Annotated in this window: 15 protein-coding genes and 1 pseudogene; 10 read left to right on the plus strand and 6 right to left on the minus strand. The window is 66.2% G+C overall.

The annotated features are described in order from the left end of the window. Positions 1 to 148: 148 nt before the first annotated feature. Positions 149 to 1,141, plus strand: a complete 993-nt coding sequence (locus A5750_RS24830) for a glycoside hydrolase family 6 protein (RefSeq protein WP_156664405.1) — start codon at positions 149 to 151, stop codon at positions 1,139 to 1,141. 15 nt (positions 1,142 to 1,156) lie between these two features. On the opposite strand, the gene A5750_RS24835 is transcribed toward A5750_RS24830, so the two are convergent. Then, on the minus strand, positions 1,157 to 1,984 hold the full coding sequence (locus A5750_RS24835) for a mycofactocin-coupled SDR family oxidoreductase (RefSeq protein WP_067266501.1): 828 nt from the start codon (positions 1,982 to 1,984) through the stop codon (positions 1,157 to 1,159). Between the two features lie 211 nt (positions 1,985 to 2,195). Here A5750_RS24835 and A5750_RS24840 point away from each other — a divergent pair, with 211 nt between their 5' ends. Beyond that, positions 2,196 to 3,113, plus strand: a complete 918-nt coding sequence (locus tag A5750_RS24840; protein WP_066954813.1) for an LLM class F420-dependent oxidoreductase — start codon at positions 2,196 to 2,198, stop codon at positions 3,111 to 3,113. Between the two features lie 19 nt (positions 3,114 to 3,132). Then, positions 3,133 to 3,363, plus strand: a complete 231-nt coding sequence (locus tag A5750_RS24845) for a hypothetical protein (RefSeq protein WP_156664406.1) — start codon at positions 3,133 to 3,135, stop codon at positions 3,361 to 3,363. Positions 3,364 to 3,409: 46 nt separating this feature from the next. On the opposite strand, the gene A5750_RS24850 is transcribed toward A5750_RS24845, so the two are convergent. Continuing rightward, positions 3,410 to 4,261: a LysR family transcriptional regulator gene (locus tag A5750_RS24850; protein WP_066954801.1), complete on the minus strand. Its 852-nt coding sequence runs from the start codon at positions 4,259 to 4,261 to the stop codon at positions 3,410 to 3,412. Positions 4,262 to 4,432: 171 nt separating this feature from the next. On the opposite strand from A5750_RS24850, the gene A5750_RS24855 reads away from it, so the two are divergent. The 4 genes from A5750_RS24855 (at position 4,433) to A5750_RS24870 (ending at position 7,673) form a co-directional block, all read left to right on the plus strand. Continuing rightward, entirely contained in the window at positions 4,433 to 5,389 is a 957-nt protein-coding gene (locus A5750_RS24855; RefSeq protein ID WP_082959208.1) for a DMT family transporter, read from the plus strand. 151 nt (positions 5,390 to 5,540) lie between these two features. Next, a complete protein-coding gene (locus tag A5750_RS24860; RefSeq protein WP_066954798.1) occupies positions 5,541 to 6,803 on the plus strand; it encodes a TetR/AcrR family transcriptional regulator in 1,263 nt (420 codons plus the stop codon). 265 nt (positions 6,804 to 7,068) lie between these two features. After that, complete coding sequence (locus A5750_RS24865) at positions 7,069 to 7,293, plus strand: hypothetical protein (RefSeq protein ID WP_066954795.1); 225 nt, start codon at positions 7,069 to 7,071, stop codon at positions 7,291 to 7,293. Between the two features lie 8 nt (positions 7,294 to 7,301). Continuing rightward, the gene (locus A5750_RS24870) at positions 7,302 to 7,673 is read left to right on the plus strand and encodes a hypothetical protein (RefSeq protein WP_067266512.1); all 372 of its coding nucleotides are present in this window, start codon (positions 7,302 to 7,304) and stop codon (positions 7,671 to 7,673) included. An 84-nt stretch (positions 7,674 to 7,757) separates the two neighbouring features. Here A5750_RS24870 and A5750_RS26210 read toward each other — a convergent pair whose 3' ends face one another. The 3 genes from A5750_RS26210 to A5750_RS24880 form a co-directional block, all read right to left on the minus strand. Next, positions 7,758 to 7,925, minus strand: a complete 168-nt coding sequence (locus tag A5750_RS26210) for a hypothetical protein (RefSeq protein ID WP_197505525.1) — start codon at positions 7,923 to 7,925, stop codon at positions 7,758 to 7,760. Positions 7,926 to 8,011: 86 nt separating this feature from the next. After that, positions 8,012 to 8,701, minus strand: coding sequence for a class I SAM-dependent methyltransferase (locus A5750_RS24875; protein WP_066954790.1), 690 nt, complete (start codon positions 8,699 to 8,701; stop codon positions 8,012 to 8,014). 61 nt (positions 8,702 to 8,762) lie between these two features. Further along, positions 8,763 to 9,662, minus strand: coding sequence for a class I SAM-dependent methyltransferase (locus A5750_RS24880; RefSeq protein WP_067266516.1), 900 nt, complete (start codon positions 9,660 to 9,662; stop codon positions 8,763 to 8,765). 132 nt (positions 9,663 to 9,794) lie between these two features. On the opposite strand from A5750_RS24880, the gene A5750_RS24885 reads away from it, so the two are divergent. Further along, positions 9,795 to 10,217, plus strand: coding sequence for a nitroreductase family deazaflavin-dependent oxidoreductase (locus A5750_RS24885; protein ID WP_066954784.1), 423 nt, complete (start codon positions 9,795 to 9,797; stop codon positions 10,215 to 10,217). 359 nt (positions 10,218 to 10,576) lie between these two features. After that, the gene (locus tag A5750_RS24890; protein ID WP_067266519.1) at positions 10,577 to 12,064 is read left to right on the plus strand and encodes a SulP family inorganic anion transporter; all 1,488 of its coding nucleotides are present in this window, start codon (positions 10,577 to 10,579) and stop codon (positions 12,062 to 12,064) included. 100 nt (positions 12,065 to 12,164) lie between these two features. Here A5750_RS24890 and A5750_RS24895 read toward each other — a convergent pair whose 3' ends face one another. After that, positions 12,165 to 13,022, minus strand: a complete 858-nt coding sequence (locus A5750_RS24895) for an LLM class F420-dependent oxidoreductase (RefSeq protein ID WP_066954778.1) — start codon at positions 13,020 to 13,022, stop codon at positions 12,165 to 12,167. Between the two features lie 126 nt (positions 13,023 to 13,148). Here A5750_RS24895 and A5750_RS24900 point away from each other — a divergent pair. Beyond that, positions 13,149 to 13,613 (plus strand): annotated as a pseudogene (locus tag A5750_RS24900) (2-hydroxyacid dehydrogenase); the annotation flags it as partial.

The raw sequence follows: 13,613 nt of genomic DNA on the forward strand, positions 1-13,613 counted from the left end.
CGGTGACTTGCTTGCCGAAGGCCGCGAGCGCTTCGGTCGCCGGGTCAAAGGGGTCGGGGTCCGCTGCCATTTTTTCGGCGCACCTCGACAACGTCGCGCGATGGACATCGATTCGCGATCAACGCGTCGAAGCACTACTTTTCCTACCGTGATCTCGTCAGCTGCCAGTGCCCTCGCGCGGTGTGTTGCTCCCGTCCTGACCGTTGCGGCCGTCGCCTGGCTGGGCCCGCTGCATGTCGGCTCCGCCCCGGCGGTGCGCTTGGCCAGTGACGGCGACCCGTTGGCCGGAGCGCCGTTCTACGTCAATCCCAATTCGGCAGCCATGCGCGCCGCCCAGAGCGCCGACCCGCCGAGCCCCGAGTTGACCGCCATCGCCAACACACCGCAGGCGTACTGGATCGTTCCGGGCCCATCGGCTGGCACGGTCGGAAAGTACGTTGGCGATGCGAACGCTGCCGGCGCCATCCCCGTCCTGGCGATCTATGGAATCCCACACCGTGACTGCGGCAGCTTCGCTGCGGGCGGAATGGGCTCGGGCGCCGACTACCGAGGCTGGATCGACGGCATTGCATCCGGTGTGGGTGCCTCGCGGGTGGCGATTGTCGTCGAGCCCGACGCACTCGCGATGGCCGATTGCCTGTCGGCCGATCAGCGCCAGGAGCGCTACGACTTGGTCCGCTACGCCGTTGACACGCTGACTCGGGATCCGAACGCGGCCGTCTACGTCGATGCCGGTCACCTGCGCTGGCACAGCGCCGAGGACATGGCAGGCAGGCTGAAGCAAGCGGGCGTGGATCACGCGCGCGGTTTTAGCGTCAACACCGCGAACTTCTTCACCACCGAGGACGAAATCGGCTACGGGGAAGCGATTTCCGGGCTCACAAATGGATCGCACTACGTGATCGACACGTCGCGCAACGGCGCCGGCCCAGCGCCGGACTCCGAGCTCAACTGGTGCAACCCCAGCGGCCGGGCGCTGGGCACGCCGCCCACCGCGGCCACCGCGGGCGCCCACGCCGACGCCTACCTGTGGATCAAACGTCCCGGTGAATCCGACGGCTCGTGCGGCAAAGGTGACCCGGCCGCGGGCACCTTCGTGAGTCAGTACGCCGTCGATCTGGCCCGCAAACGCGGGCAGTAGCCGCCTGCCGGGACGTCAGATCTTCAAATACCCCTTGTCGGCTGGGATTTGGGCGGCGGTGACCAAGGACGACGCGTCGCTGGCCAGCCAGACCACGATGTCGGAGATCAGGTCGGGCGCCGCCAGTGAGTCCGTCGGCAGCGCGCCCGGCGAGAAGCTGTGGATGTACTGCGGATGGTCCTGGAAGACCTGGTACATCGACAGGTCGTTACCCATCGGGGTGTCAGTGCCGTACGGGTGCACCGAGTTGACGCGGATACCGAACTCGCCGAGCTCGACGGCCAGCGAATTGGTGAGCCCGACGACGCCGAATTTGCTTGCGCAGTAATGTCCGCAGCCCGGGACGGCTTTGATCCCCGCCGCGGAACTGATGTTGATGATCGATCCGCCGTTACCAGCCGCGATCATCGGCGGCACTACGGATTTCATGGTGTTCCACAGCCCGGTGAGGTTGGTGTCGATGGTTTCCTGCCATTGTTGGGGCGAAATCTCCCATACCCGGCCCCAATTCAGCACGCCGGCGTTGGCGACGACGATGTCGAGTCGGCCGAACTGTTCGATCGCATTCGCCACGACCCGCTGCTGGCCGGCCAGGTCGCGGACGTCCACCTCGGCGACGAGCATCTTGCGGCCCTCGCCCTCCACCAGGCTGACGGTCTCGGCCAGGTCCTCGGGGAGCGCGGGGGGATAGCCGTTGTGTTCGGCGACCGGCGCGCATGCGTCGATCGCGACGATGTCGGCGCCGGCCCGGGCCAGTCGGACGCAGTGGGATCGGCCCTGGCCGCGGGCGGCCCCGGTCACGTAGGCGACTTTGCCGGCGAGCGGGGCGAAGGGATCAGTCATGCCGACAACTCCTTAACGTGCGGCGCTGGCTCAGACTGGCCGCCGGAACCGGCTTGTCGTCCCGGAGAGCCTCCACCGGCATTTGCGCAGATTAGCGATATGTGTTCAAACCGGTCAACGCTTCGTCGGGCGTATGACGTCACGTGTGCAAGTTTTCGATCCCGGCGATGCGATCGGAATGACCGGCCGGGTGGCTCGGTTGGTTGTCGGTATGCCCACCGGAATCATCCTCATGGCCCGCCCGGATGCTGCCAACCTGGTTGACGACGTGATCGACCAGGCCCGAGAAGCCTACGGGCACGGCGTCACCCAGGTGTGGTTGCCTCAGCAGCAGAACTACGACGCGATCACGCTAGCGGCGCTCGTCGGGGCTGCGGTCCCCGGACTGGGGGTGGGCACGTCGGTGGTGCCGATCAACCCGCGCCACCCCCTGATCGTCGCCTCGTTGGCGCAGACGGCACAAGCCGCCGCGCACGGCAACTTCAGCCTCGGGCTTGGGTTGGGTGCCCGCCAGATCGAACGCCAGGCATTCGGCATGGACTGGTCGAACACCATCACCCGATTACGGGAGCATCTGACGATCCTCGGGTCGGTGTTCAACACCGCCGGCGTCGACTTTCACGGCAGCGAACTCAGCGCAGGTCCGACCTGGCCGGTGCAGGTCGCCGGTGGAACGCCGATCCCGGTGTATGTGGCTGCGATGGGCCCAAAGGCGTTGCGGGTCACCGGCGAACTTGCCGACGGAACACTGCCCTATCTGGCCGGGCCCCGCACGATCGGCGAATTCATCGTGCCGGAGATCACCAGGGCGGCGGCCGATGCGGGTCGTCCCGCGCCGCGCATCATCGCCGCCGTTCCGGTGCTGTTGTCCGAAGATGTCGAGGGAGGCCGGGCCATCGCCGCGCAACAGCTGAGCCTTTACGAGAGCATCCCGTCGTATCGCAACGTAATCGCCAGGGAAGGACTCGCCAGCGTCACCGAGCTCGCCGCCATCGGACCCGAGGAACGTGTCGTGCGCCAGCTGCGCCGTTATCGCGATGCGGGCGCCACCGACGTGGTGATCAGCCCGATCGACCGCTCAGCGTCTGTGGACCGCGCAGCGTTATGGAGGCTTACCGCCGCGTTGTGAACCGCCACCAGGCGGACTGGTGGCTGCCTGCCGGCGGTTGTCGCAAGGTTTCGAGCCCACGGCCTTCGAGCAGGGTCCGACGCTGGGCGGGCAGTCGGCGCCGTCGGACGAGTGCACCGGATGCCCGGGCAGGTACACCAACAGCAGTCGCATTTTGACGGCCTTCAGCCACCTCGATGACGACAGCGACATCGTCTACCAACCGAACCGCGGCGTCCTGCATCGCCATGCCGCACCTCGAATCACCTGACAGAGAAGGAAATACGGTATTGGGAGGCGGCGCAGCAAAGCTGCGGTTAGTCCGTGGCGGCCAGCACGTCACGCACTGCACCGTCGACCGTGCTCAGCAGGTCCGGGTCGATGCCTGCTCGGCCGCGAACCAGAACCGATGCGTTATTGGCCGGCGGCAGTCCCTCGGCCGGGCACAGGCCGTCGGGCAGCTTGCCGATCATCGGCAGCAGCGCCACCCCGAGCCCCGACCGCACCGCCGCGTACAACCCGGAAAGATCGCCGCACTCGGCGGCGATTTCATAGGCAATACCGTGGCTTTCGAGGATGGCGAAGGCCGGCTCACGCAAGGTGCACGGCTCGGAGAAGATCACCAGTGGCAGCGGTTCTCGTGCGGGAACGGCCAACGTTCGCGCCGAAATCCATTGCAGCCGAACCAGTCCAGAGGCATTGGCGCGGTCCAAGCCCGCCCCGTCGAGCATGATCGCCAAGTCGACCAGTCCGCGTTCGATCGAGTCGGCCAGGGACACGTTGCGGTCCAGCCGGAAGCGCACCCGCCGGTCGGGGAGTCGATCGCGCAGCGCGCCGGTCAGTCCGGACAGCATCACGTCCGCGCCGTGCTCGGTGGCCCCGATCGTCAGGAGCTTGGGTTCGGTGGCGCCCAGGTCGTCGAGCGCTGTGTCGTGCGCGGCCAATATCGCGCGGGCATGCCGCAGCGCCCTCAGGCCCGTCTCGGTGAAGACGATGCCACGGCCGGAGCGCTGGATCAGCGGCTGGCCGACGACGGTCTCGACTCTGCGGAGGTGCTGGCTGACCGCGGACTGGCTCAGATGCAGCGCCGCGGCGGCGCGGTGAAACCCGCCGCAGTCGGCGACCGCGACGAGGCTCCGCAGCGGCGCGATGTCAAGCACCTGGGCCATAGGCGCACCATAGTCCGATTAGCAATCTCGATCAATTGATACGGCCCTCATACGTATTTCGATAACAGAACTCGCACACCGATAAGACAACGTGATCAATCGCGATCAGCAATAATCGTTGGACCGCGGGGGTCGGTCTGGGCCAGCATGGGTCGCATGGACCTGCCACGGATGCCGCTGACCACCGCGTCGGCGGTAACGTTCTTCTACGCGCTCGGCTATCCCATCGGCGTGCTGGCCGTGACCGCCATGGCGCCCATGCCCGCGTTGGTGCTGCGATTCGGTTTGGCCGCAACGATTCTGGCGGTATGGGCCGTACTGGCCAAGGCGCCCTGGCCGCGAGGAGCGCAGCTCGGCCACGTCGCGGTGGTCGGCCTGCTCATTCAAGCTGTGCAGTTCTGCTGCCTCTACGAGGCCGTCCAGCTCGGGTCGCCGGCCGTGCTGTGTGCGGTGGTGATCGCGATGAACCCCGTCGCCACGGCGATCCTGGCCGCCGTGTTCCTGCGCGAGCCGCTGGGTCCGCACCGGATCGCCGCGCTCGGCTTCGGTGTCGTCGCGGTGTTGGCCGCGTGCGCGCGAAGGCTGGCGGCCACCCACGGGGTCGACCCGGTCATCGTGCTGCTTGGGGTTGGGTTGCTTGGGCTTTCGGCTGGCGGCGTCTACCAGCAACGGTTCTGTGCCGGTGTCGACTTTCGCACGATGAGCGCACTGCAGAACGCGGTCGGGCTGATTCCCGCCGCGGGGCTCGCAATGCTCACGCCCTTCACCGTGCACGACGGCCGGCAGGCCGTGTTCGCGGTCGCCGGCATGGTGTTGTTGAACGCGACGCTGGCGGTGAGCCTCTACGTCCGCGCCATCAATACTCACGGCGCGGCAGCGGTGGCAATGCTGTTCGCCGTCATTCCCGCGGTCGCCGGGGTGCTGTCGTGGCTCATGCTCGGCCAGCGCCCGGACGCCGGTGTCGCGGTCGGCCTGGTCCTGGGCGGCTTCGCCTGCTGGCTCAACAGCAGGGCATCGAAGCCGCATCGCACGAAGGAGAGTGTGGAATCCATCGGGACGCGGGAGGTGTCCGCGGTTGGCCAGCGGATTCATGCGTCGTGCGGGTCGCCGTCGACGACGCAAAGGTAGCAATCGGGCTTCGGATTTGCCACGATGCCAAGCCATTCGGCCGACCGGAGGACGGCGGCGAGCCGGATTCTCGGCGATGTGGCGGTCGTGTCCGCGAATTGGTCAGCCACGCGTCCGCCCGGCCCCGCATACTGCGGCTACCGTGATCTCTATGACGCCGGCCAGCCGTTCCTCCGCAAAGCCGGTAAAGCGGCGCCCCAAAGATCGCAAGGCACAGATCGCCCGGGCGGCTTCGGATGCATTCAGCGAGCTCGGCTACCACGCGGTCAGCATGGAAAACATTGCGGCGCGGGTCGGGGTCTCGGCGGCGGCGCTGTACCGGCATTCGCACGGCAAATATGACCTGTTCCGCTCCGCGGTCCTGGCACTCGGGCAGCGGCTGGTGGACGCCACGGAGTTTGCCGATCACCTGCCCGATGATGCCGATCCCGAGGAGACGCTACGTGCACTGATCGGTTCGCTGATCGATACCGCGATTGTCAACCGCACAACGGGGGGACTTTACCGGTGGGAAGGCCGCTATCTGCAGGGCGAAGACCAGAGAGTCCTGTCCGAGCAGGTCAAGCTGGTCAACCGGCGTCTGCAGCGGCCGTTGATCAGACTCCGGCCCAAACTGCAATCACGGCAGCGTTGGGTGCTCTCGGTGGCGGCGTTGAGTGTCATCGGCAGCATCACCGACCACCGTTCCCGGCTGGGCGACGGAGAGGTCCGGGCGACGTTGGCCGACATCGCGGCCGCCGTGTTGAGGGCCGACGTGCCGGTGCCGCCGGCGAGCGAGTCGGAATCCCAACGGGCAGCCGCGATTACGAGCGCGGTGGGCAGCTACGAATTGCTGTTGCATGAATCGATCCGGTTGTTCAACGAGCGGGGGTTCCGCGAAACCGGTATGGAGGACATCGCCACGGCTGTCGGCATACCGGTGGCGAGCATCTATCAGTACTTTCCGAGTAAGGCCGCGATACTGGCAGTCGCATACCGGCGCGGCGCCGACCAAGTCTCCGGTGACCTGTCCACTATTTTGGCCGCCGGCGGTGATCCGGAGCACTCGCTCGCGCAGCTAATCGACGCCTTCGTCACGCGTTCGTTCGCCAACCCCGAACTGGCCCGCGTTTACTACACGGAGCGCAACAATCTGCCCGATACGGACGCGGTACTCCTCTACAACATCAATCGCTCCACCGTCGAATCCTGGGCGCGGCTGGCCGTAGCGGCGCGACCCGAACTAACCCTCGGCCGCGCTCGATACGCCGTACACGCTGCGCTCGCACTCGCCGTCGACATCGGTCAGCTCGTCATGCCCGGCACGAGCCAGCCCGCACGCATGACGGTGCGCCGACTGATGGAAATCACCTTGCTCGGCAAATCGGACACGGCTCCCCGCAAGGCGGGGAGGGGCGGGACGCAACGCGGCTGAGGGAGGACGCAAGCCGGCTTCAGGTCGGAATGGTGCTGCACTTGTCCTGGCGTCACTCGAGCGCGACGACACGTGCGGCGATCCCTAACGCCGTGCTGCTCAGTAAAACCACTCGGCCGAATGAATGGCTTCATGGCAACGGGCGCTACCCGATATCTCGAATCGCGATTAACATAGTCGCCATCCGTACCGGGCGCCACGGGGTCTCCGACCGTGCTCTTGCGCCGACGCGCCCGGGGGAGGTCCCCGCGCGAAAGGCACGCCGATGCTCCACAGGCTCCGCCAACTACTGGACTACCAGTTGACGATCGCTGAGCTCCTGGGCCTGGCCGTCCTGCTGGGCACGCCGTATCTGATCGTCGGGGTGATCTGGTCGTCCACCCATACGAGCCATCTACGTGATATGCACGGACTCGATTTAGTGGTGTCCTTTCTCGGCTCGATCGTGTCCTGGCCCGTGCTGCTGTTTGCCAACGTCTGCATGACGTAGGGGCCGACATGACCACACGCGCGCACCTGATCTTCTCGGTGGCCGTAGTGGCCCTGACCGCCGGACTTTTCGCGCTGCGCTTCCCGGTCTTCATCGACGCGTACGACCAGTACGGCTGGCAAGTGAAGTGCGGCAGCGGATTCACCACTGACTTGACCCAAGCTTCGGGTGCCGTCAACGGGCCAGATCATGTGGCCTCATCAACCGGTGCCCCGGGCATTAATTACGTCGCACGATGTGATGACGCGCTGATGATCCGGCGCGCGTGGGCAATCCCCACGGCAGCCCTCGGCGGCCTCACGCTGACATGGCTGGCCGCGATGGCGCTCGCTCGCGACCGACGGCACACCGGAGTCGGGAGTCATCATCAAAATGCCTGACCGCCTGCGTAATCCGCGAACCTTCTCCGGAGAACAGATGACGATGATCGCGCCGGCGCGACACCCCGTCCGCTAGCAACCCACTTAGCGCGTGCTCTCGTCGGGAAGGTCGCGTCGGGACTGGTGTAATCCCGGTGCGTCCGGGTCGTCGTTCGGGTGCTCCAATTGCTCCTGCAACTTGCGCTGTTCCTCGGTCGCCTGCCGAGCGGCCTCGGGGGCGGGTGGCGGGTCGAAATTGACTTGCTGGTCCACGTGGGATCTCCTCTGACCGTCTGCGCTGCTCCAGTCAGGATCTCCCGAATCCCACGGCTCGAAACCTGCCCGGCCGTCCGCGTCGGCTAACCGAGATGCGCGGACAGCAGCCAGGCCCCCATCGACTTGCGGCCGTTGCCCTCGTCGCGGATGTTTGCGCCGGCGAAGGCGTCGAAACCTTGCAGGAAGCTGTCGGGCACGTTGGCGTGAATCCGCGCCGGCCGGATGTCGTCGACCACCCAGTACTTGGAGACCACGTCCCGAAGCTCGTCCTCGGTGACCGCGTTGACCGGGCCGTCGGCCGGCATGCCCGCGCGGTCGAAGACCAGCACGAAGTAGGAGGCACCCGGCGCCGCGGCACGCACGATGGACTGCTGATAGCCCTCGCGCAACTCGACGGGCATTGAGTGAAAAAGGGTGCTGTCGACGATCGTGCCGAAGCGGCCGTCGTAACCGCCGAACGCACTGATGTCGGCGACGTCGAACGTGGCATTGGCCAGACCCCGCCTGGCGGCCTTCTCGCGCGCCAGTTTGATGGCGGTGGGCGACTGGTCCAGGCCCACCGTCGTGAAGCCGCGCTCGGCGAGGAACAACGACACCGCCGCCTCCCCGCAACCCGCATCGAGCACGTCGCCATGGAACTTCCCGGCCTCGATGAGGGCCGCAATCTCCGGTTGCGGCTCGCCGATGCTCCATGGCGGCCGATTGCCTTCACCCATCTCGGGGGCTTCGCCCCGGTAGGCGGATTCGAACATATCTTGAGTCGGCTGAGACATGCCACATGTATATCAACCAGGCTGATATATGTCAACGGGGCTGATGCATGGGAAGTCGCACTTACCCCAGGGTCGCCGTCAGGTAACCGGAGTCTTCGCCGAACGAAGCGAGCTCGTCATTCGGTACTTCGAAGCCGTGGGCGGCAAAGGCCCGGTCGGTCGTCCGGATGTCGACTTGCCAGCCATGCCCGGCCAGGTATTCGGCTGCGGTGTTGCGGTCGCCGGTGTAGAAAAGTTCGGCCAGGTTGATCTTGGAACCGAGACGCTGCGACCGTTCGGTCAGCTTCTTCGCCCAGTCCGGCGGGATGTTGCGCAGATCCATGTGTTCGGTGGCGATCCGGCTGCCCGCCGCCGACAAGCCGACGATGTGGTCGAACAAACGGTCCTGCGCCTCGGGCGGAAGGTAGACGAGCAGGCCTTCGGCGCTCCAGGCCGTCGGTGCGTTCGCCTCGAACCCGGCCTCGACCAGCGCGGCCGGCCAGTCCTCGCGCAGGTCGATCGCCACCGTGCGGCGCTCGGCGGTAGGTTCGGCGCCCAGCTCGGCCAGTACTCGCGTCTTGAACTCGATGACCTCGGGTTGGTCGATCTCGTAGACCACCGTGCCGGCCGGCCAGGTCAGCCGGTAGGCCCGGGTGTCCAGCCCGGACGCCAGGATCACCGCCTGACGAATACCGGATTCGGTTGCCTGCGTGAAGAAGTCGTCGAAGTAGCGGGTGCGCACCGTAATCTGCTCGTTCACGGCCTGGCGATTCAGCAGGGGATCGTCGGATCGGTCGACCTCGTGATCGATGAGCTTGACGAAGACGTCGCTGCCCACGGCGCGAACGAGCGGATCCGCGAAGGGGTCGTTCAGCAAGGGGTCCGGCCCTTGGGAGGCGATCGCCCGTTGCGCGGCGACCGCCGTCGCGGTCGCTCTGACGCTGGAGGCCAGATCCCACGTGTCGTTCTCGGTGCGGGCCACTACCCGGCTCCTCTCCGCTATTAGTTAGCTCACTTAAGCGTTGAGGCCCCACTCTACGCTTGCACGCCCGGACGGGCCGTTCGGCGATGCGCACGGGGATGACGACGGCGCGACGACGTGTTGAGATCAGGTATGCCTGACGACATCGAACTGAGCCCGAGGGACTGGGTACGCGAGCAGACCGAGCAAATCCTGAAACAGGGCACGACCGACGGTGTCGAGATTCTCGATCGGCCCGTCGTTCTGGTGACGGTCACCGGGGCGAAGTCCGGCAAGAAGCGTTACGTGCCGATGATGCGCGTCGAAAGCAACGGGCGTTACGCCATGGTCGCGTCGAAAGGCGGCGCCCCCGCGCATCCGTCGTGGTATTTCAATCTGAAAGCCAATCCCGAGGTCACGCTGCAGGATGGCGAGAGGGTCGTCGCGCTGAGGGCACGCGAACTCGACGGGTCGGAGCGAGAGCAATGGTGGCAGCTAGCCATCGAAGCTTACCCGCCCTATGCCGAATACCAGACCAAGACAACTAGGCAGATACCGGTCTTCGTGCTGGAGTAATGCACCGCGCGTCAACCTATTTCGGTGAATAGCGCCGTCGGCCACTCGACAGCGACCGGCAGCAAAAGATTTGCATTCGATATGCGCGCGGCCCGTCAGGTTGCGACCCGCTTGGCTGCCCCATACCTTCGATATGCATAGGCCAGGCGCGCTTAGCAGAACAACGACGTTCTCCGGCGATTGGAAATCGCCAGTGCCACAGGGCTTCACATCGCACTATCCGGGCGCATCACGGGCTGATATCCGGCGCGCTTCCTCATGCACATTTCCAGGGAGGGCCGATGCAACACGCCGGGCGGCAAGGTCACCAAGACTTCCAGCAGGGTCAACCGAATTCAGTTGACCGGTGGCGCGCGGCCATGCAATACGACTTGCCGGCCTCGTTAGTGGTTTTCCTGGTGGCGCTTCCGTTGTCACTCGGGATCGCGATCGCCTCGGACGCTCCAGTGCTGTCCGGCTTGATAGCGGCGATCGTCGGCGGGATCGTCGCCGGGTGTGTCGGCGGATCGCCGTTGCAGGTCAGCGGTCCGGCCGCCGGGCTCACGGTCGTTGTCGCCGACCTGGTTTCCCAGTTCGGCTGGGCGGTAACCTGTTTGATCACCGTCGTCGCGGGAGCACTGCAAGTCATGCTGGGGATCAGCCGGATTGCGCGCGCCGCCTTGGCGATCTCACCGGTTGTCGTGCACGCCATGCTGGCCGGGATCGGAATCACCATCGCCCTGCAACAGGTGCACGTATTGCTCGGGGGTGAATCGCAGAGCTCGGCCTGGACAAATGTCATCGGGCTCCCCGCACAGATCGTCGGCGCGCACCGACCGGGCCTCGTGCTGGGCCTACTCATCATCGCCATTCTGATTGCCTGGCGCTGGGCACCGGCCCGGTTGGCCAAGGTCCCTGGCCCACTGGTCGCCATCGTCGTCGTTACGGCTATCTCGGTCGTGTTGCCGTTCAACGTATCCCGCATCAGGTTGGAGGGCTCGGTGCTGGAGGCGCTGCAACTGCCGCAGCTTCCGGACGGGAACTGGGGCGCCGTCGTGGTCGCGGTGATCACGGTCACGCTGATCACCAGCGTCCAAAGCCTGCTGACGGCGGTCTCGATCGACCGCATGCACACCGGCCCGCGCACCGACTTCAACCGGGAGTTGATCGGGCAGGGCGCGGCGAACATGGTGTCCGGCGCAATCGGTGGGCTTCCCATCGCCGGTGTGATCGTGCGCAGCGCGGCTAATGTCAACGCGGGTGCGAAGACCCGCGCCTCGACGATCATGCACGGGGTCTGGATTCTGTTGTTCGCCGTCCCCTTCGCGGGATTGGTCGAACAGATCCCCAGCGCGGCGCTCGCCGGCTTACTCATCGTCATCGGGATCGAGCTGCTGAAGCCCGCACACATCGAGACCGCCTCGCGCAACGGCGACCTCATCGTCTATCTGGTGACGATTGTCGGCGTCGTCTTCCTGAACCTGTTGCATGGCGTCATGATCGGGCTGGCCGTCGCGGTCATCGTGACCGGGTGGCGGGTGGTTCGGGCCAGGGTGGAGGCGAAGCCCGTGGGCGACGAATGGCATGTGTTCATCGAAGGGGCGTGCACCTTCCTGGCCCTGCCCCGGCTGACGGGTGTGCTCGCAACGATCCCCGAGCGCACCACGGTCACCATCCACCTGGTGGCCAACTACCTCGATCACGCTGCCCATCAGGCGATCAGCGACTGGCAGCGCCGGCACTGCGCTACCGGGGGAGCGGTCAAGGTCCATAACGGACCGATGGAACCCTATGGACGCGTGGGCAAGTCGTCGAAGGCCAACCGTCACGCGGTCCATCTCACCTTGGTCGAAGCGGACGCCGGCTAGCCCACGTCCTTACGCTCAGGACGCGTAGGGAGTGCCGTGGGGAAACATGTGCCGGCGAACGAGCTTGTGCCAGCGACGTTGTCGGTAGCGTGTCGCTCCGCTACGACAGGTCGCCGGCGATCCGCTTGAGCACGGCGAGGTGATCATCGACCGTCGCGAGGCCGGCGTTCATCGTGTTGACCGACACGTGGGTGGCGCCCGCGGCCCGCCAGGCCGCGATGTCGGCCGCGGTCTTTGCGCGGTCGCCGGCCCAGCTGACCCGGCCTTCCATTCCGAGGCTTTCCGCGTCGCGGCCGGCGGCCGCGGCGGCGCGCCGCACCTGTTCCCGCGCGTGGTCGAGGCCGGGGCCGGGAGCCGTCATCGGGAACCAGCCGTCCGCGAGACGCCCCGCGCGTTCCAGCCCGCGGTCGGACGCCGCGCCGATCCACACGGGGATCGGGCGTTGGGTGGGCAATGGGGCCAGCCCCGCCGCGGTCACGGTGTGATACTCCCCGTTGAAGGTGACCGATCGTTCGGTCCACAGCCGGCGCATCAGTTCGAGCTGCTCCTCGGAGCGCTTGCCGCGATTGGTGAACTTCTCGCCCAGCGCCTCGTATTCGACCGCGTTCCAGCCCAATCCGACGCCAAGCCGGAATCGGCCGCCGGTGAGCAGATCGACTTCGGCGGCCTGCTTGGCGACCAGCGCCGTCTGTCGCTGCGGCAGGATGATGACCCCGGTGACGAGTTCCAGGGAGGTGATGGCGGCGAGGTAGCCGAACATGACGAACGGCTCATGGAATGTCGAATCGATGTCGTAGGGGCCATCCCAGCCGCGGTGCACGTTCGGGTCGGCGCCCACCACGTGGTCGTAGGCGAGGATGTGGGTGAATCCGAGTCCCTCGACGCCCTCGCCGTACGCACGCACGACCGCGGGGTCTCCACCGAGCTCGATTTGCGGGAACACAACTCCAATGCGCATTGGCGGTGCAACCGAGCCGCAGGCGGATTGCTTCCCGTGCACTGAATCAATTTGGGACGGTGCCGTCTTCGCGCCTCTCGGCAAGTGGTCGCTCGAAGCGACGGTTTTGAGGTGGTACCCGGGGGAATGTCCGACACCGTCGAGGGCAACAACGAAGGCCACCGCCCGAATATTTCGTCGACGCTCGATGATGGACGGGTGACAACAAAAAAGATCAGGAACGCGCTGCGGGTCGGTGACTTCGAGCCGACGTTCGAGGCGGAGCTGACCGCGCGCTACGACATTTCGAAGCTTCCCGAGGGCCCCGAACGGGCCGATTTCCTGGCCGAGCATGGGGCCGACATTCGTGTGGTGCTCACGTCGGGGTCGCCAGGCGTCGACGCCGGCACGATGGCGGCGCTGCCGCATCTGGAGGTGATCGTCAACAACGGCGCCGGGGTTGACCTGATCGATCTGTCGGCGGCGCGGCGTCGCGGCATCGGCGTCAGCAACACGCCCGACGTGCTTTCGGACACCGTGGCCGACACTGCCCTCGGCCTGATCCTGATGACCCTGCGCCGTTTCGGAGCCGCCGACCGCTACGTGCGGGCG

It is taken from the genome of Mycobacterium sp. 852002-51613_SCH5001154, from assembly GCF_001667425.1.
GTDB lineage: Bacteria > Actinomycetota > Actinomycetes > Mycobacteriales > Mycobacteriaceae > Mycobacterium.

What these genes read in the sequence shown, in the direction of transcription:
- A5750_RS24835 (WP_067266501.1), bottom strand. Translation starts at nt 1,984, where the DNA reads ATGACTGATCCCTTCGCCCCGCTCGCCGGCAAAGTCGCCTACGTGACC.
- A5750_RS24840 (WP_066954813.1), top strand. Translation starts at nt 2,196, where the DNA reads ATGCCCACCGGAATCATCCTCATGGCCCGCCCGGATGCTGCCAACCTG.
- A5750_RS24850 (WP_066954801.1), bottom strand. Translation starts at nt 4,261, where the DNA reads ATGGCCCAGGTGCTTGACATCGCGCCGCTGCGGAGCCTCGTCGCGGTC.
- A5750_RS24855 (WP_082959208.1), top strand. Translation starts at nt 4,433, where the DNA reads ATGCCGCTGACCACCGCGTCGGCGGTAACGTTCTTCTACGCGCTCGGC.
- A5750_RS24860 (WP_066954798.1), top strand. Translation starts at nt 5,541, where the DNA reads ATGACGCCGGCCAGCCGTTCCTCCGCAAAGCCGGTAAAGCGGCGCCCC.
- A5750_RS24865 (WP_066954795.1), top strand. Translation starts at nt 7,069, where the DNA reads ATGCTCCACAGGCTCCGCCAACTACTGGACTACCAGTTGACGATCGCT.
- A5750_RS24870 (WP_067266512.1), top strand. Translation starts at nt 7,302, where the DNA reads ATGACCACACGCGCGCACCTGATCTTCTCGGTGGCCGTAGTGGCCCTG.
- A5750_RS24875 (WP_066954790.1), bottom strand. Translation starts at nt 8,701, where the DNA reads ATGTCTCAGCCGACTCAAGATATGTTCGAATCCGCCTACCGGGGCGAA.
- A5750_RS24885 (WP_066954784.1), top strand. Translation starts at nt 9,795, where the DNA reads ATGCCTGACGACATCGAACTGAGCCCGAGGGACTGGGTACGCGAGCAG.
- A5750_RS24890 (WP_067266519.1), top strand. Translation starts at nt 10,577, where the DNA reads ATGCAATACGACTTGCCGGCCTCGTTAGTGGTTTTCCTGGTGGCGCTT.
- A5750_RS24895 (WP_066954778.1), bottom strand. Translation starts at nt 13,022, where the DNA reads ATGCGCATTGGAGTTGTGTTCCCGCAAATCGAGCTCGGTGGAGACCCC.